At 46.7% G+C, this 17,729-nt stretch carries 12 protein-coding genes; 8 read left to right on the top strand and 4 right to left on the bottom strand.

Going from position 1 to position 17,729, the window contains the following annotated elements; all coding sequences use genetic code 11:
- Nucleotides 1-6: 6 nt before the first annotated feature.
- The 4 genes from HMPREF9140_RS03165 to HMPREF9140_RS03150 all read right to left on the bottom strand — a co-directional run bounded on the left by HMPREF9140_RS03165 (nt 7) and on the right by HMPREF9140_RS03150 (nt 7,037).
- Entirely contained in the window at nt 7-1,410 is a 1,404-nt protein-coding gene (locus HMPREF9140_RS03165) for a glycoside hydrolase family 57 protein (RefSeq protein ID WP_006951699.1), read from the bottom strand.
- Nucleotides 1,411-1,450: 40 nt separating this feature from the next.
- Nucleotides 1,451-2,719, bottom strand: coding sequence for a glycosyltransferase family 4 protein (locus tag HMPREF9140_RS03160; RefSeq protein ID WP_006951698.1), 1,269 nt, complete (start codon nt 2,717-2,719; stop codon nt 1,451-1,453).
- Between the two features lie 21 nt (nt 2,720-2,740).
- Complete coding sequence (locus tag HMPREF9140_RS03155) at nt 2,741-4,684, bottom strand: glycogen debranching enzyme N-terminal domain-containing protein (RefSeq protein WP_006951697.1); 1,944 nt, start codon at nt 4,682-4,684, stop codon at nt 2,741-2,743.
- Nucleotides 4,685-5,309: 625 nt separating this feature from the next.
- Entirely contained in the window at nt 5,310-7,037 is a 1,728-nt protein-coding gene (locus tag HMPREF9140_RS03150) for a DNA polymerase III subunit gamma/tau (protein WP_006951696.1), read from the bottom strand.
- Between the two features lie 335 nt (nt 7,038-7,372).
- Here HMPREF9140_RS03150 and HMPREF9140_RS03145 point away from each other — a divergent pair, with 335 nt between their 5' ends.
- The 8 genes from HMPREF9140_RS03145 to HMPREF9140_RS03110 all read left to right on the top strand — a co-directional run bounded on the left by HMPREF9140_RS03145 (nt 7,373) and on the right by HMPREF9140_RS03110 (nt 17,351).
- Entirely contained in the window at nt 7,373-7,849 is a 477-nt protein-coding gene (locus HMPREF9140_RS03145; RefSeq protein WP_006951695.1) for a T9SS type A sorting domain-containing protein, read from the top strand.
- 6 nt (nt 7,850-7,855) lie between these two features.
- Nucleotides 7,856-9,019, top strand: coding sequence for a hypothetical protein (locus HMPREF9140_RS03140; RefSeq protein WP_006951694.1), 1,164 nt, complete (start codon nt 7,856-7,858; stop codon nt 9,017-9,019).
- A 42-nt stretch (nt 9,020-9,061) separates the two neighbouring features.
- Complete coding sequence (locus tag HMPREF9140_RS03135; RefSeq protein ID WP_006951693.1) at nt 9,062-9,526, top strand: hypothetical protein; 465 nt, start codon at nt 9,062-9,064, stop codon at nt 9,524-9,526.
- Between the two features lie 366 nt (nt 9,527-9,892).
- Complete coding sequence (locus HMPREF9140_RS03130; protein WP_006951692.1) at nt 9,893-10,612, top strand: cell division ATP-binding protein FtsE; 720 nt, start codon at nt 9,893-9,895, stop codon at nt 10,610-10,612.
- Nucleotides 10,613-10,631: 19 nt separating this feature from the next.
- Complete coding sequence (locus HMPREF9140_RS03125) at nt 10,632-11,960, top strand: aspartate kinase (RefSeq protein WP_018571916.1); 1,329 nt, start codon at nt 10,632-10,634, stop codon at nt 11,958-11,960.
- Nucleotides 11,957-13,141 carry a glycosyltransferase family 2 protein gene (locus HMPREF9140_RS03120; RefSeq protein WP_006951690.1) on the top strand — a complete coding sequence of 395 codons (1,185 nt, stop codon included), beginning with the start codon at nt 11,957-11,959 and terminating at the stop codon, nt 13,139-13,141. The genes HMPREF9140_RS03125 and HMPREF9140_RS03120 overlap by 4 nt, the downstream gene beginning before the upstream one ends.
- A gap of 3 nt (nt 13,142-13,144) precedes the next feature.
- Nucleotides 13,145-14,284, top strand: coding sequence for a glycosyltransferase (locus HMPREF9140_RS03115; protein ID WP_006951689.1), 1,140 nt, complete (start codon nt 13,145-13,147; stop codon nt 14,282-14,284).
- An 865-nt stretch (nt 14,285-15,149) separates the two neighbouring features.
- Nucleotides 15,150-17,351 carry a sodium-translocating pyrophosphatase gene (locus HMPREF9140_RS03110; RefSeq protein ID WP_006951688.1) on the top strand — a complete coding sequence of 734 codons (2,202 nt, stop codon included), beginning with the start codon at nt 15,150-15,152 and terminating at the stop codon, nt 17,349-17,351.
- Nucleotides 17,352-17,729: the final 378 nt, after the last annotated feature.

The following is a 17,729-nucleotide window of genomic DNA, read 5'->3' as shown; positions in this document are numbered from 1 at the left end:
TGTTCTCTATTTCTTAGAAGAGGATTCTTTCGTGGTAGATTTCTTCTTCGGAGCAGACTTTCGAGTTGACGGTTTACGGGATATCGACTTCGATGAAGATTCTATCTGTTCAGTTTCGTATTCCTCTATCTTGGCTTGCAGGCGGGAGATTTCTTTTTCTTTCATCTCTATTTCTTCACCTTGATTGCGGATTGTGGTGAGAAGACTATTGAGTTCATCGTTGTCTATCTCCTCTGGATATAGGTTATTCACGCGGTTGATAAAATCACCGAGGATGTTCATGTAGTTTGTGAAGGCATCGAACGGACTGCTGTAGATTCCGCGGTCGATGCCAACATTTGTGGATTTGGTCGACATGAATCGGAAGTTGTTGCTCGCCTGTAGATAGTCCCAATCCTGATTGAGGCGCGGGTCATTGGTAATACGTACACGGTCGGCTACGCTATATAGTTTTTCAAAGGCCTCACGTTGCATGGGATTTCCAAGCCATGTGCTCACATCGCGTTCCTCGTCCATCCAGCTGAGAATGTCTGGTACGTCAAGCGGACTGATACTTTTCATTTTCATACACACTTCTGTGGGTGTAGAAAAGTTTATACCTCTTTGCTTAGCATATACTGGTATTGCTCTTAGGAAATCCAGGATATTACTCGAAAGAGGTTGCGAAATGCCAAGTGCGGTAAGGTCCATGAAAAGTCCGATGAACTGTTCTTCGTCAGGGAGAGCGGCTATTCGGTCGACAAAAGTATCAGCGAAAAGCGGATAGCCTTCCCATTCGGTGTTTGCGAATCGGAGCGATATATCGTCACTCATGGTGATATCGCGCAACAAGAGTTTGAGCTTAGGTGCATCTATGCAATGATAGAGATAGTGCGGACTTTTCCATCCTAGAACATGTTTAGCACCTTCGGTAAGCATACCTTTGAACCCCATCTGAGTAGCCAGAACACCAATGTCATTGCTGTAGATGAGAGATGAGTTACGGAGCACTTTGGGAGTTTGGTTGAAATATTCTTCAATCTTTTTACATTGGCGTTTCACTTCGTCCTTGAAGCTTTCTTCGTTAGCGAGTGATGCTAGTCCATGCGAATATGGTTCGGCGAGGAATTCAACACATCCAGTTTCGGCTAGCTGTGATAGCTTTTCCAGTACTTGTGGAGCATATTGTTCTAGGCTTTCGATGCCTACACCTGAAAGCGAGAAAGCCAATTTGAAATATTTTCCACCGTCGAGGATCATTTGGTGCAGTGTGTCTAGAGCGGGCATGTAACTACGTTCAACGATGTCTGCTATGGAGCGTTCGTTCTCGTAGTTGTCATAGTAATAATGGTCGGTTCCGATGTCGAAGAATCGGTAACGACGGAGGTGTATCACCTGGTGTATTTCGAAATATAAGCATATTGTCTTCATTGCTGTTTTCTATTTTTGAGTGTTATTATTTCCTTGTGTTTTATACCCATCCGAGAGTGCGCAAATAGAGTTCTTTTATCCATGCGCCTACTTTCTCCCATGTTATTTGGTCTACTTCGCGTTTTCCTTCGGTTGAGAGATAGCTGAACAGGCTTTCGTTATGACAGATGGAATACATTGCGTCGGCCATTGCATGTATATCCCAATAGTCTGTTTTAATGCAATTCTGGAGGATTTCGGCACATCCGCTTTGTTTTGAAATAATGGTTGGAGTACCGCATTGCATCGCTTCAAGAGGTGAGATACCGAAGGGTTCGCTTACGGATGGCATGACGTAGACATCGGAGCTTTTAAGGCATTCATAGACTTCGTTTCCTCGCATGAATCCGGGAAAGTGGAATCGGTCGGCTATATCTCTCTGGGCTGCAAGATAAATCATCTGGTCTATCATGTCGCCTGAGCCAGCCATACAGAATCTCACGTTGCGTGTTCGATGCAATACCATATTGGCGGCTTCGACGAAATATTCCGGTCCTTTCTGCATAGTTAGCCGGCCCAGGAAGGTAATTATCTTTTCCTTATCTCGATGATCAGGACGTGGAATGGCTGCTATTTCATCTTTAAGCGGATAGACAGCGTTGTGGACAGTGAAAACTTTACGTGGATCTTGATGATATTGATTTATTACAGTTTGCCGGGTTAGTTCGGACACGCACATGATACAATCGGCATTGTCCATTCCGTCTTTTTCGATAGAATAGACGGTTGGATTGACTTTTCCTCGTGAGCGATCGAAATCGGTTGCGTGCACGTGTATGCAGAGCGGCCTACCGGAGACGCTTTTGGCGTGCAGTCCGGCTGGATAGGTTAGCCAGTCGTGAGCATGGATTATATCGAAATCCAGTGTGCGAGCCACTACACCGGCAATTATGGAGTAGTTATTTATCTCGTCATGCAGATTGGCCGGATATCCTCCTGCAAAATCCATTGCACCGAGGTCGTTCACGTTCATATAATTGAAGTCGGCATAGATGTGTTCACGCAATCTGTAGTAGAGTTCCGGCTCCATGATGTTTCCCACACGATTCCTGATGTATTCTTCGTTAACATCACGATAGGAAATCGGAACACAGTTCATTGCGACGATATTGGCAAATGTGTGGTCTTCGTCGCCGAACGGATGCGGCAAACAGAGTGTAGTTTCGATGTCACCCTGAGCGTGCAATCCTTCTGAGATTCCGAAATTGGCTGTGGCGAGTCCTCCATAGACATGTGGAGGATATTCCCAGCCGAACATTAAAACTTTCATATCTATTGTTTCCTCCTCTGTTTAGTATTTATATTTTTCTAAGAGTTCAAGCGTTCTGAGAACTTCGGCTACATTCATTGCGAATGAGATGGCACCTCGACCACGGAATGGTGGATTACCGTCGAAGAGTTCGGGCAACGTTCCTATGCAGTGCTGATACATTTCGTCTTCATAGCCCACCATTTGTCTTTCGACGAAGCTAAGCCGTGTGCGTTTATATAGTTTCAGACAGGCTTCGAGATAGAATCCTCCGAGCCATGGCCAAGCTGTTCCCTGGTGATAGGCATAATCGCGTTGCGTTTGTTCGCCAACATACATTGGGTTATAGCCGCCGCTTTTGGGAGATAGCGACCGTAATCCTTTTGGTGTGAGAAGTTCGCGTGTACAAACGTCGAGTACACCTTTCTTCTGCTTTTCGTCGAGGGGTGAATAATCGAGTGCTACGGCGATAATCATGTTTGGCCGAACGCTCCAGTCAATCATATTTCCGTCCACATAATCGTAGAGATAACCATAGTCGTTCAGGAATGTTTCGACGAACGACGCCTTGCATTTCTCGGCCAGCTGTTCGTAGTGTTCGGCCTTACTGTCGTCGCCTCGAAGTGTAGCCATCGACGCAACAAATTTCAGTGCGTTGAACCAAAGTGCGTTGAATTCTACAATGAATCCCGAGCGTGGTACTACCGGTCGGCCGTTCACGGTTGAGTTCATCCACGTGATAGCTTCGTTTTTTCCGTCGGCATAAAGCAGTCCGTTCTTTTCTAGAGACAGATTCGGATGCGAGCCTGATTCAATGAACTTAACGATGTCATTGAGCAGTTTGCCATAGAGTTTTTCGCAGCGTTCGCGACCCACTTCGCGGGCATATTGTTGAATGGCCCAGATGCACCACAGCGGAACATCGGGTTTTTCGATTTCATAAATCTTCACCGTTAGTTCCCGGCCTTCCATGAATTCTCGCAATCCGCGCTCGGCTGTTTGCATAACTAGTTCGAAATAGTTCTGTTCTTCGATGCTCAACGTGAGCCCTGGCAGAGAAATGAACTGGTCGCGCGCTCGGCATTTAAACCATGGATAGCCGGCGAAGATATATCGGTCGTCGTTTGCTTCACGATTATGAAACTGGTGGGCGGCATTAACCAGACAGTGGAAGAAATTATCGCGCGGACTGCGTGTTTCAATCTCCTTATCGAATATCTTCTTAAGCTTCGAAGTGGAGGTTTCGGACGTCGAGGCTGAAAAGACAATGCTTTCGCCCTTACGAATAGTCATCTCGAAATAGCCCGGCACGTAGAGGTCTTCGTTCGAGGCATAACCGCGTTCTTGTTCTTTGGGATATTCCAGACCGCGATACCAATAGGGTTCGAAGCGGAACTCGTTTTTTTTCGAGAACTGCATAAATAGCTGCGGATAGCCTTCATACATGCAGGTGCTTATTCCGTTATCGACCTCTTTGTAGTCGCGACTTGCAACCGAATTCTCGTGTGTGAACTGCCTAACGCTTCTGAAAGCGAGGAAGGGGCGAAACTGAAGCGTGGTTTGAGAATTTGCGTCGACAAGCGTGTAGCGAATAAGAATACGGTCTTCGTAATGTTGAAAAACAACTTCCTTCTTTAGCACCACTCCGCCTACTCGATAGACGGTTGTAGGAACCTTGTCGCAATCGAATTCGCGAATATATTTATGTCCTTTCGGACTGAAATTATCGCCCTGATATTTGTGTAATCCCAAGTTGAAAGCCGCTCCATGCTGAATAACCGTTGGGTCGAGCGAGCTAAGCAGCACATGGTTATCGTCGTCCATTCCTGGTACGGGCACCACCAGCAAACCGTGATATTTCCGAGTGTTACAATCAACAATTGTGGAGCACGAATAGGCTCCCGACCTGTTTGTTCTGAGCAATTCTCTCGGCAGCGAGTCCTGTAGATTGGTCATCATCGCCTTCTCGAATTTTAGGTAACTCATAAGCTTTGTTTTTTGATTTATTTATTTCGGCTATCGTCTCTCCTCCTTCACACGTAAATGGGCGAGGTTTAGAGAGGCACTCCAAAGATACGTATTTATGCGTGAGTTAGAGTTATTAGTTATCTCATTCCACACTTCACCGCTCGTTATCAGGGCATCTGGCTGAATATAGATTATTTCGAGTCTTGCACTGCATGTAACTTCCGGCAGAGATTATTTTTTCGACTTGCACGTGATGTAAGTGCCGGCAGAGACTATTTTTCGACTTACATCGCGTGCAAGTACCCGGCAGAGACTATTTTTTCGACTTACACCGCGTGCAAGTACCCGGCAGAGACTATTTTTTCGACTTACACTGCGTGCAAGTACCCGGCAGAGACTATTTTTTCGACTTACACTGCGTGCAAGTACTCGGCAGAGACTATTTTTTCGACTTACACCGCGTGCAAGTACTCGGCAGAGATTATTTTAGATGTTACATCTGATGCAACCGTCCGAAATCATTGATTTTCTCCTGCTTGCATACTATGTAATACACGGAATCAAAGATTTCAGCATTGCAACAACTGTTACGAAGAGTTGGAGTATCAGCATTCCACCTTTTTATATATATATGATAATCCTTCTAAACGAGGTCAAGGTCGAGAGAATCAATTAGAGTTTGAACGGACTTGTAGTTTTGCTTTAGTTTTTTGAGTTCTTGATGAGGTGTGAGCATCGGTTTTATTTCGTCGTGAAGAACCAGTCGGAAGTCAACCTTAATGTTGCCGTTGTGCAGATACTCGGCCATTGTGGCGCGTATACGACCTTTAATTGATAGAATTTCTTCTAGAAGAATCTTATTTTCGGCCAGCACTTCGATGTTCGGATATTCGGTTATACGAGGTGTTAGATTCTTCATCCTTTGAGCTAGTCCGGCGTTGGTTCGAGCAATTCGGGTGCACATTGCACGCCATTGGGTGGCGAGGTCTTGTGGAGTGAAGTGGCTGTCTTCGTCTTTATTGATAATTTCGGGTTCGAGAGTTTGTTGTTGCGCGGGTTTATTGTCGTTCAACACGTTTTTGAACGACATGCCAATGGTTCCCAAACTGAGTTTCGGCTGGACTTGTTGGGCCTGTTCGAGTTGCTCTGTCTTTTGGGTTTTAGTACGGCTCACCCCGGTTACCTGCTGAACCGGTTTCGGCTGAACCTTCTCAATTATATTCTTAAACAGGATTTTCAATCTTCTAGGGCTACGCCCCGCGACAGGGTCGTCGTCCTTCTGAGTTATCTGAGCAATCTCGATTAGAGTTAGTTCAACGAGAAGTCGCTTATTCGAACTCTGCCTGTATTCCACATCACAACGATTCATAATCTGCAGAGCTTTATATAGAAAAAGTGTCGGAGCGTGTTGAGCCTGCTGCTGGAATTTTTGTTGTTGCTGGGCGCTCACTTCGAGTAGCGAGATGGTTTGGGGGTCTTTCGCCATAAGAACATTCCGCACATGTCCTGCCAATCCGTTTACGAGATGTGCACCGTCGAATCCCTTTCCAATAATATCGTTGAGGAGCACCATTATTTCAGGCACTTTATTCTCGAGCGCTAAGTCGATAATCCGGAAATAATTCTCAGCATCGAGCACGTTCAAGTCTTCCATAACCTTTTGATAGGTTAAGTTGCCCTGTGAAAAACTCGCAGCCTGATCGAATATCGAGAGGGCGTCGCGCATTCCTCCGTCGGCTTTTTCGGCAATCATAGCCAGAGCCGGTTCTTCGAACTGAATATTTTCGCACTGAGCCACTTCTTTGAGGTGGTTGATTATATTCTGCACCGTCATTCGCTCGAAATCATAGATTTGACATCGCGAAAGAATAGTTGGCAGAATTTTGTGTTTCTCGGTTGTTGCAAGAATAAATATCACGTGTTTAGGCGGCTCTTCGAGCGTTTTCAGGAAGGCGTTGAAAGCAGCTGTAGATAGCATGTGAACCTCGTCGATGATGAAAACCTTGTAATGCCCCACCTGCGGCGGAATACGCGTTTGCTCCATGAGGGTTTTTATGTTTTCAACAGAGTTGTTACTTGCCGCGTCAAGTTCGAAGATGTTATAACTTCGATTTTCGTTAAATGCTTTACAGCTTTCACACTCGTTGCACGCTTCGCCTTCAGCATCTGGATTCTCACAGTTTATGGTCTTGGCAAAAATTCGCGCGCATGTGGTTTTTCCCACACCCCGCGGACCACAAAACAAATAGGCATGCGCCAGTTTTCCGCTCTTAACTGCGTTACGGAGAGTTGTAGTGAGAGCTTCCTGACCGACAACCGAGCTGAATGTCATCGGGCGATATTTGCGCGCCGATACAATATATTCGTCCATAATAATTAATGATTTTCTGATTGTTTCGGCGCAAAGGTAGCACATTACAAGGCGCTGGAACACATTATGAAATCAAAAAGGAGTTGTTAAAATCAAAAGGTATAAGAAAATCTATTTTATAAAGTTTTCTGTTTTTATTCATGATGCTTTACCTTTGCGACATCTACAAACAACGAGTGCAAGCCAACAAACAACATAAATCACTATATTGAATTCCAATGGGTAAGTTGTATACCGTTGGGAAATTGTGAGGAACGTTGTCCAGGCTTTTTTATATGCACAGTTTCGTGAATAATATTTTTTTAATAACAAACCAAACTTAGATCCAAACCAAGATGAAGAAAAGAAAATTATTCATCGCAATCGGTCTGCTCATTGGAACAGGCTGCTTTGCACAGAGTGCGTCCGAAATTACAATCAAAAGTAATTCTGGCAACAAGACCTATAAGGTTAGTGAGTTGAAAAACATTGCTATCGAAAACGGCGGACTGAAAGTCAACCGAATAGGAAAGGCAGCAGAATCTTTCAGCTTCGACGACATCAAGGACATTTCGTTCAACGTTGTTTCGGGTATAGAAGAGACTCCCCTACCCGCCTCGAATCTGAGCATTTATTCGCCAGCTAACAGCAATGTTATCTATGTTAAAGGCTACGAAGCCGGTAAACGTTACGAAGTTGCAGTGTTCAGCACATCGGGCGAAACCGTTTTGCGTAACAGCAACTGGAAAGGCGAACCCGTGAACATCGGTAGCTTGGCCAAAGGCGTTTATGTATTCAAGATTAATAACACGACATTTAAATTCAGAAAGTAAGAAACCATGAAGAAATATCTACTCCTCCTACTTGCCGTTTGCCAAGGAGTGGCAGTTATGGCACAGCAACCAACATCCTACAAGATGAAGGTGACATTGAAATCCGGAGAAAAAATTGTGATGCTCACCGAAGACATCGATTCGCTCACTTTTGCCGACTACGACAAAGTGAAGGTTAATCTTTCAGAGCGTTTCGTTACATCTTCAACCGTTGCAGTGAACATCGAACTGCAAGAAAACAGCAAGCGTTTCTATGCGCTATGCCTCCCTGCTTCGCAGCAAATTCCCGAGAATCAGCTCAAGGATTATATCCTAGCCCACAAAACCGTGGAAAAGGAAACATCCTATAAAAAATCGTTCGACATGCTACAACCCGAAACCGAATACACCGTTTATGCATTGGCTTTCGACATAAACGACGTTCCGAGCGAGGTTAGTAAAATCACACTCAAAACCGGTAAGGTAGAAGACGACGAGCTCACTATAAAAGTAAACTCAGTAACACGCAGAACCGTTGATTTCTCGGTTAAGCCGAAAAATCCGAACACGAAGTTCTACACTCTCTGCTCCGGTCTTGATAAATATTACAAAGATTGCGACGAGCGCGAAAACCATGGCGATGTGGTCAAGCACTATATTGCCATGTGGACCTATTTCGCCTCCATGTATGGTGGAACATGGCAAAGTTTGATGAATAACGACCTCAAATCAGGCGTTTTCCAAGATGTACAGGGTCGTTTGCGCTGGAATGACGACCAGATGATTGTTGCATTCGGAATGAATGAAGACGGCACACTGAGCACTCCGGTCTACACGAAGAACTTCAAGACACAAGCTCCTACGCCGTCCACCAACCAGATTAAACTTGAAATCAAATCAGTGGCCTATCGCAAAGTGATACTCAAAGCCACCACTACCAATAACGATAGCTATTATCTCGGTGTGCAACCGGCCAGCTATGTCGACAGATTCTCAAGTCGCGAGGAAATGATAAACCACCTCTGCTACGAGTCGACAGTAGAAAACCAGAACTTCAACGGCGACACCGAAACCGAGTTCAATCCCTTTAAACCCGATCAAGATTATTATGCAATAGCCGTCGGACTGGATGACAACGCCCCCTCAACCGCGCCTATCGTTATAAAATTCCATCATCCTGCCAAAAACTAACCCCTCGTGTAATTGATGAAAACAATTCAAAAGAAAAGACAAATGAAAAAGATTATAGTTTTAGCAATGGCTGCATTGGTTTCAACTGTATCGTTTGCCCAGACAGACAACAATGAAATCATACGCATACACAAAAAGGACAACACGCAAAAAGGCGTACTCCTCAATCAAATCAGTAACATCACCTTCGAGAAAATTGAAAAGCTCGAAATGACAGTTGATGTAGAAACTGTCACCGATAAGGAAATGATAATTGACTTCCAAATGCCCGCAAAGTGCAAAAAATGGTATCTCAAAATTTCGAACGAAGAACTAACCGGAACCGAATCCGAAATCAGAAAAAATATCATCGAAGCACATAACAATGAGTTTACCTCCGGACAGTATCTGAAGTTTCAGAATGTTACTCCGTCGACCGACTATTATTTTTACATGCTTTTGTTCGACGAAGACGACATGCCTGCAGGTATAACAATGAAAAAAGTCACTACTCCCGCAGCTCCCTAAATAGCAGGGCCCACAACGGGAAAAACATACTAATTGTCTCCAACTGCTGAAAAAATCATTTGGTGACTCACAGCTCCAAAGTGAGCAGGTGCTCCGAAGCCTAAAAACTTCGCGAGCACTTTTTTTGTAAACTAAGCACAAGCATTATTTAATGGAAAGAATATCCAATTAAGCCAATAAGTCGCAAAACAAATTTGCATCGACCTCGCAGGATACCTGCAAAAGCAAAATAAATTTACATACCATACCGTAGTTCCAGTTGGAGCCGGATGTACGATAGGTTTTTATATCGAGTTCGCGGTAATTCTGTAACTTTGCGTGCGGTCGTTAAGACCATAATCACCATCCTATAAAACAGAAAATAAAATGCTAGTAGACTACAGAAAAGTAAACATATACCAAGACGAACGTAGGGTATTGAAAGACGTAGATTTCCAAGTGAACAACGGCGAGTTTATATATCTCATCGGCAAAGTGGGATCGGGTAAGAGTTCGCTGCTGAAAACAATATATTGTGAGCTTGACCTTGACCGGGATGATGTCGAGAAAGCCGAAGTGCTGGGACATTCGCTCACGCCTATAAAACGAAGTCATGTTCCGTCGCTGCGCAGGCAGATGGGCATAATCTTCCAAGACTTCCAGCTACTGCACGACCGCACGGTGCAGAAAAATCTAGAATTTGTGCTCAAGGCAACCGGGTGGCAAAATAAAGCCGAAATGGACCAACGCATCGACGAAGTACTGCATGAAGTAGAAATGGTTGAAAAGACTCACAAAATGCCCAGCGAACTTTCGGGCGGCGAACAACAACGCATTGCTATCGCACGCGCACTGCTCAACAAACCGAAGATGATTATAGCCGACGAGCCGACAGGAAATCTCGACCCGGAAACAGCAGCAAATATTGTTCGGATTCTGAAAACGGCAAGCAACGACGGAACAGCCGTCATCATGTCGACCCACAATATTCACCTGCTCAAACAATTCCCCGGCGAAGTTTATCGGTGCAAGAACGGTGAATTCCATCGAGTAACTAGCAGCCATGACACCGATGACCTGATTGAAAACGATTCGATTAACGAATAAGCACACACCAGTCAAATAAATGAAAGTAATGAAGTTCGGAGGCACCTCAGTTGGCTCTCCGGCACGAATGAAAGAAGTAGCCCGGCTCGTGACCCAAGGTGGCGAGCCGGTTTTTGTGGTGCTTTCGGCCATGAGTGGCACAACAAACGAGCTAGTCGAAATGTCGAATCGGCTCTACAAGAAAAACACTGAAGGCGCCCACGAAATAATCGATAATCTCGAACAGAAATATCTTGTCCACATCAACGAGCTCTATTCCACGGAAGAATACAGACATGCTATGCGCCTGTTTCTAAATGAAAGAATGAACTATCTGCGCTCGTTCACTGACGACCTCTTCACATCGTTTGAAGAAAAAAACATCGTAGCGCAAGGCGAGATTCTTTCAACCACAATGATTACAAATTTCCTTTGCGAACAGGGTATTAAGGCCGCGCTGATTCCTGCGCTCGATTTTATGCGAACAGATAAGAACGCAGCCCCCGACCAGTTCTACATAAAAGAAAAACTTGCGACGATAATGACCAGACAGCACGACAAGCAAGTTTACATAACACAAGGATTCATCTGTCTGAACGCTTATGGCGAGGTCGACAATCTGCAGCGAGGCGGATCAGATTACACTGCATCGCTCGTTGGAGCCGCTCTGCCTGCCGACGAAATTCAGATTTGGACCGACATCGATGGTATGCACAACAACGACCCTCGCGTGGTTGAAAACACCGCTCCCGTTCGCCAGTTACACTTCGAGGAAGCCTCCGAACTGGCCTTCTTCGGAGCGAAGATTCTTCATCCAACCTGCGTTCAGCCGGCAAGCGTGGCAGGCATTCCCATAAGGCTCAAAAACACCATGCAACCCAACGCTCCGGGAACGATAATAAACAATCATCTTGAGCACGGTAAGGTCAAGGCCGTAGCAGCGAAAGATAACATCATTGCCATAAGGGTGGAATCGAGTCGTCGACTAGGTTCGGCGAGTTTCCTACGCAAAGTGTTCGAGGTGTTCGAAAGCTATCAAACACCCGTCGACATGGTTGCAACCAGCGAAGTGGGCGTATCGATGACTATCGAAAACACAAATCGACTGAACGATATACTCGACGAGCTAGGCAGCTATGGCTCCGTAAGTGTCGAAAGAAACATGTGCATAGTTTGCGTGGTGGGCGATCTAAACCGAAACACCCTCGGAAACATAGCCCTCATAACAACCGCGATACAGAGAATACCAGTACGAATGATTAGCTATGGCGGCAGCGACTACGCCATTTCGTTCCTCATCAGCCAGGATGATAAGGCCGAAGCACTGCGGTCGCTTTCGAAAGTATTGTTCCAAAACAAAGAATCATGACAGACCTTTATAATTTCCTATTCGAAAACATAACCCTGGGCAACGCCGTTCTGGACGGCCTAACCATTCTTATTCTGGCAGTAACACTTTTGATTGCGCTACTGTCATGTTTCCTCAACCCATTCTTCCGAGCCGGAGTCCGAGCCGAAGAAGAAACTCCTGCCCCAGCCCGGCCATTGTCGATTGTTCTCACGCCAATCAACGACGCCATCGTGCTTGAGAAGAATCTGAAACACTATCTCGAGCAAGATTATCCCGAGCCTTACGAAGTGATTGTTGTAGCCCCGCAGGAAGACAAGGAAACGGCCGACATCCTGAAAAGATATGCCTCGAATCCGAAGCTCTACACAACATTCGTACCGCAATCGTCGCGCTACATGAGTCGCAAGAAACTCGCCATTACACTAGGTGTCAAAGCCGCAAAACACGAGTGGGTTGCGATGGTCGACATAGCCTGCCATCCGCAATCATCAGCCTGGCTCGCATCGCTCGTCGCCCATTGTCACGACGGGAAGAACCTCGTGGTAAGCCACACGAAATACGACTACGACACGCCCGACTTCCGTCGCTTCGAGCGCATATACACCGACCTCTACGTTCAGCGCGAATATCGTTCCGGACGACCCTACCGATGCACCGACGGCGCCCTGCTGTTCCGCAAAAACGAATTCATAGACGAAGAAGGATTCCGCGGAGACCTAAAATATCTGCGAGGAGAGTTCGACTTCATGGTCAACAAATACGCCAAACGCCACTCGCTCGCCATCGACACATCCGACGACGGAACACTCATCGAAGAAACTCCAACCGATAAAGAATGGCGCAACCGACACCTTTTCTACATGGAGAATCGTAAACACCTCGAACGCAGTCTCCGCCATCGAATCCGATTCAACTTCCACCAAATAGCCATGCGCCTCGGTTATCTCTCCGTCTCGGCCGCCCTAGCTTTCGCCATCCTAACAGAACGATGGATACTCGCTGCCGGAGTCGGAATCATCATGTTGCTCATCTTCATCATCAGAACCACCATTGCCCGCAAAGCAATCGAGCGTGCCGACGAAAGCATCCCAGCCGGAAAAATTGTACCCTACGAATTGCGCATCCTCTGGCACAACATCGCCTGCATGGTCAGATACAGACGTGCCGACAAGAACGACTTCATATCGCATAAAATCTAAAACATGCGCATCCTTCACTACATCGACAAAATCGAGCCCGGCAATTTACTCTCCGACCATCTGCTTCACCAGGTCGAAATAGAAAACTCTATAGCCAACTCGAAAATCGCCTGCCGGAAGGATAAATTCTCTAAGATTCTCAAAGAATTTCAGCCCGACATCGTGAACATCCACACCTGTTGGCAACACGCGAGCGCCCGACGAGCAAATCGAGCCCGAAGCCAAGGAGCAGCCGTGATTATTTCGCCCCACTGGGAACTATCCGAACTTAGCCGAACAACCGAGCGTTACATATCCAAATTCTTCAAGACACAGCTCTATCAACGCCGAATGATTCGGCAGGCCGACGCCCTTCTCGTCTCATCGGAACACGAACGCACCCAACTCCACAAACTCGGCTGGAACAAGCGTATCGACGTCATCCCCGCCCCCGTTTTCCACCACCACATAAGCGACAAAGAAACCATCGAACAACTGGCCGCATTCCAACAAAAAATCAGCGACACCCGCTACCGGTTATCCATGACACCCAAAGAACTCCAAGCCGTGACCAGTCTACTACACGCCGGAATAATTGAATCGGAAATGAAACTCGACGAAAATCGACTCAAAACTCTCCGCAACCTCCTACCCGACCAGTGGAAACGCATAATGCTCTTCGCAGCCGACGAAGAAATTGCCGACATCATCGCCCTCGGAGCCCACCGCCTCCACCTCCAGACACCCGACATTACCCGCGTAAACCGCTATCCCCTTCGCCACAGCAAGCAACGCGGTTCGCTCAACGACGAAAGCCTAAACATCGAAAATCCATTCATCAAAGAACGCCTCGAAGACATCACCCTCGACCACGAAACCAACATAAACAGCATAGCCACAATGCTCATAAACGCCAAACGGCTCATCCGCAAACGCCGATTCTCCCTACGCCACCTCTGCGACCTTTACAGAGCCGTGCGCTATCTCGATTACGACGAGTACCGCCTCAAAAAAACACTCTCCAAAATGATGATTCTCCGGTTCGCCCAACGAATCACCAGTATCCTCGCCAGCGAACTCCTTCTCGAAGAAGGTTTCATGCCCCTCATCCCCCGTAACGACCGCAAAACAACCCACATCAAAAGGATTATGTCAATCGTCTAACCCGAAAGAATCAACTCGGGCGCCAGCCCGCATACAGGGATAGCCCCGTGTCTGTCCGATACTCCTGCCAATTCGGTCTATCGACCGCATAACATATCTTCGTCTTGTTCGGACGTGGTATTAATTCTGTACTGTTCGAATGGGCGGACAGACACGGGGTCTGTCCCTACATGCATCCTATCGGCCGAGCGGGAGTCCAACCTAAACCAAGGTCTCGTAATACTTTCAGCGCCACAAAAACTTTCTCCGAAAGCGAGCCCCAGTATTCTTTCCTTCAATTTCCTGTATATAAAACCGAGTCAACTTCTCGAGCATCTAATCCACACCCATTTGAAACCCAGCCGCAGATTCTATAGCATTATCATAGTCCTATTATAATGTAAAAACAAATTATTTCATCTATCATATTACTACGATGGTGTAAAAACAAATTTATTACATCATCGTAGCGCTATTTTGATGCGTAAATAAATTAGATGCATCATCGTAGCACTATTTTGATGCATTAATAAATCAGATGCATCATCGTAGTGCTATTTTGATGCGTAAATAAATTAGATGCATCATCGTAGTGCTATTTTGATGCATTAATAAATCAGATACATCATCGTAGTGCTATTTTGATGCATCAAAAATTATTTTACATCAAAATAGTGCTACGATAAATGAAAAATAAAGTTCTCTCGGTTTCCACAAGGTTATGAAGACTCAAAATAAACGGTGGCTCATCATCAACCAAGAGAAAAAGAGACCGGAAAAGAATTTTGTGAACTTCTACTGGGATGAAATATAATAATCTCAATCGGGAGACGTTGTTTGTGCGGTATAATTCTTATGTTACTAACCAATTTAAATATTTAAATCTATGAATATTCCAGAAGTATTTTGGATTGTGCCCATTGCATCGGTAGTGGCGCTGGGCATGGCGTTGTTCTTCTTCTCGGCGATGATGCGCGAAGAAGAGGGAACAAAGAGAATGATTGAAATTGCGACACATGTTCGCAAGGGCGCAATGGCCTATCTTAAGCAACAGTACAAGGTTGTTGGCATCGTGTTCGTAGTGCTTGCGATTGTGTTTGCTTTTATGGCTTATGTGCTGAAGGTTCAAAATCCATGGGTGCCGTTTGCGTTCCTTACGGGCGGATTGTTTTCGGGGCTATCAGGCTTTTTCGGAATGAAAACGGCTACCTATGCTTCGGCACGTACGGCTAATGCGGCTCGAAAGGGACTGGATGCGGGTTTGCGTGTGGCTTTCCGCAGCGGAGCCGTGATGGGTCTGGTAGTCGTTGGACTCGGATTGCTCGACATCGCGCTGTGGTTCTTGGTGCTGAGCGCGGTTTATGGCGACCAGGATATGAGCTTGATTACCATCACGACAACAATGCTCACCTTCGGAATGGGTGCCTCGACACAAGCATTGTTCGCCCGAGTGGGCGGCGGAATCTATACCAAGGCTGCCGATGTGGGCGCTGATTTGGTAGGAAAAGTTGAAGCGAATATTCCGGAAGACGACCCGAGAAATCCAGCGACGATTGCCGATAATGTGGGCGACAATGTGGGCGATGTAGCCGGTATGGGCGCCGATTTGTATGAGAGCTATTGCGGCAGTATTCTTTCTACTGCGGCTCTCGGAGCCACTGCCTTTGCGCTGAATGCCGACATGCAGCTGCGAGCCGTAATTGCACCGATGGTTATTGCAGCCGTAGGAATATTCCTGTCGCTCATTGGCGTCTTCATGGTTCGAACTAAGGAAGGCGCATCGATGCGCGATTTACTCCGGTCGTTAGGTTTGGGTACCAACGTTAGTGCGGTGCTCATCGGTGTGGCTTCGTTCGCTATTCTCTATTTCCTGAAGATGGAAAACTGGCTGGGTCTATCGTTCTCGGTTGTCACCGGACTGGCCGCCGGAGTAATAATCGGACAAGCCACGGAATACTACACCTCGCAAACCTATCGCCCCACGCATGGCATAGCCAAAGCCAGCGAAACGGGTTCGGCCACGGTTATCATCAAAGGCATCGGCACGGGCATGATTTCAACCTGCATACCGGTTCTCACCATTTCGGTGGCCATCATGCTAAGCTATCTATGCGCAAACGGATTCGACATGTCAATGAATGCAAGCTCGATTAGCCACGGACTCTACGGAATCGGTATCGCAGCCGTAGGAATGCTTTCAACCCTGGGCATCACGCTGGCTACCGATGCCTACGGACCAATTGCCGACAACGCCGGTGGTAACGCCGAAATGAGCGAGCTCGGACCTGAAGTAAGACAGCGCACCGACGCACTGGATGCACTGGGCAATACCACCGCGGCCACAGGAAAAGGATTCGCCATCGGAAGCGCAGCATTGACAGCCTTGGCATTGCTGGCATCGTATGTTGAGGAAATCAAGATTGCGATGATTCGGATGGTCGACGGCGGACGGCAGTTTGTCGATGCAGCCGGTAATGTGTTCGACCCATCGAAGGCCACGATGCCCGATTTCATGCAATTCTTCCAGGTAACACTGATGAACCCTAAGGTACTCGTTGGAGCCTTCATCGGCGCCATGGCAGCGTTCCTGTTCTGCGGACTCACGATGGGAGCCGTTGGTCGGGCAGCTCAGTCGATGGTCGAAGAAGTACGTCGGCAATTCCGCGAAATAAAGGGTATTCTCGAAGGCAAAGCAACTCCCGACTATGGCAGATGCGTGGAGATTTCAACCCGTAGCGCACAGCGCGAGATGATTGTTCCAAGCTTGTTGGCCATCGTTATTCCCATCGTTACGGGGCTTGTGCTGGGCGTTGCCGGTGTGTTAGGATTACTTGTTGGCGGACTCGCTGCCGGCTTCACTCTGGCCGTGTTCATGGCTAATGCCGGTGGTGCGTGGGACAATGCGAAGAAGCACGTCGAAGAAGGCAACTTCGGCGGAAAAGGTTCAGACTGTCATCGTGCCACCATCGTGGGCGATACGGTTGGCGACCCATTCAAGGACACCTCCGGGCCGAGTCTGAACATATTGATTAAACTAATGTCTATGGTTAGCATTGTCATGGCCGGGCTAACCGTCGCTTTTCTTTAGGCCATCCTCCATTTCCATCCCGTAGAAACATTTGTCTGCGGGATGGAAACTTTTTCACGTTCATTCATCATAGACCACGTAAGCTCTAAAGCAACGCGAGTTCGGTTTAAGAGGAGTTCCCTATCTGCCGAGCAGAGGGGAGGTAGGCAGGATTAAGCCTCAAAGAAAGCGATGGATAATAAACCGAACTTACATCAAAGTAAGACTAGACAAGTTCTGAAGTAGGACTAGACAAGCTCCGAAGTAGGACTAGACAAGCTCCGAAGTAGGACTATACAAGCTCCGAAGTAGGACTATACAAGCTCCGAAGTAGGACTAGACAAGCTCCGAAGTAGGACTAGACAAGCTCCGAAGTAGGACTAGACAAGCTCTGAAGTA

Origin of the sequence: Prevotella micans F0438 (assembly GCF_000243035.1) — a bacterium.
Classification (GTDB): Bacteria; Bacteroidota; Bacteroidia; order Bacteroidales; family Bacteroidaceae; genus Prevotella; species Prevotella micans.
Note: the sequence above shows the minus strand (reverse complement) of the source record. Positions and strands in the feature narration are given on the sequence as shown.

Bases quoted from the DNA above. Each gene is read 5' to 3' on its own strand.
- HMPREF9140_RS03165 (WP_006951699.1), bottom strand. From the start codon at position 1,410: ATGAAGACAATATGCTTATATTTCGAAATACACCAGGTGATACACCTC.
- HMPREF9140_RS03115 (WP_006951689.1), top strand. From the start codon at position 13,145: ATGCGCATCCTTCACTACATCGACAAAATCGAGCCCGGCAATTTACTC.
- HMPREF9140_RS03145 (WP_006951695.1), top strand. From the start codon at position 7,373: ATGAAGAAAAGAAAATTATTCATCGCAATCGGTCTGCTCATTGGAACA.
- HMPREF9140_RS03120 (WP_006951690.1), top strand. From the start codon at position 11,957: ATGACAGACCTTTATAATTTCCTATTCGAAAACATAACCCTGGGCAAC.
- HMPREF9140_RS03135 (WP_006951693.1), top strand. From the start codon at position 9,062: ATGAAAAAGATTATAGTTTTAGCAATGGCTGCATTGGTTTCAACTGTA.
- HMPREF9140_RS03150 (WP_006951696.1), bottom strand. From the start codon at position 7,037: ATGGACGAATATATTGTATCGGCGCGCAAATATCGCCCGATGACATTC.
- HMPREF9140_RS03140 (WP_006951694.1), top strand. From the start codon at position 7,856: ATGAAGAAATATCTACTCCTCCTACTTGCCGTTTGCCAAGGAGTGGCA.
- HMPREF9140_RS03110 (WP_006951688.1), top strand. From the start codon at position 15,150: ATGAATATTCCAGAAGTATTTTGGATTGTGCCCATTGCATCGGTAGTG.
- HMPREF9140_RS03160 (WP_006951698.1), bottom strand. From the start codon at position 2,719: ATGAAAGTTTTAATGTTCGGCTGGGAATATCCTCCACATGTCTATGGA.
- HMPREF9140_RS03130 (WP_006951692.1), top strand. From the start codon at position 9,893: ATGCTAGTAGACTACAGAAAAGTAAACATATACCAAGACGAACGTAGG.
- HMPREF9140_RS03125 (WP_018571916.1), top strand. From the start codon at position 10,632: ATGAAAGTAATGAAGTTCGGAGGCACCTCAGTTGGCTCTCCGGCACGA.
- HMPREF9140_RS03155 (WP_006951697.1), bottom strand. From the start codon at position 4,684: ATGAGTTACCTAAAATTCGAGAAGGCGATGATGACCAATCTACAGGAC.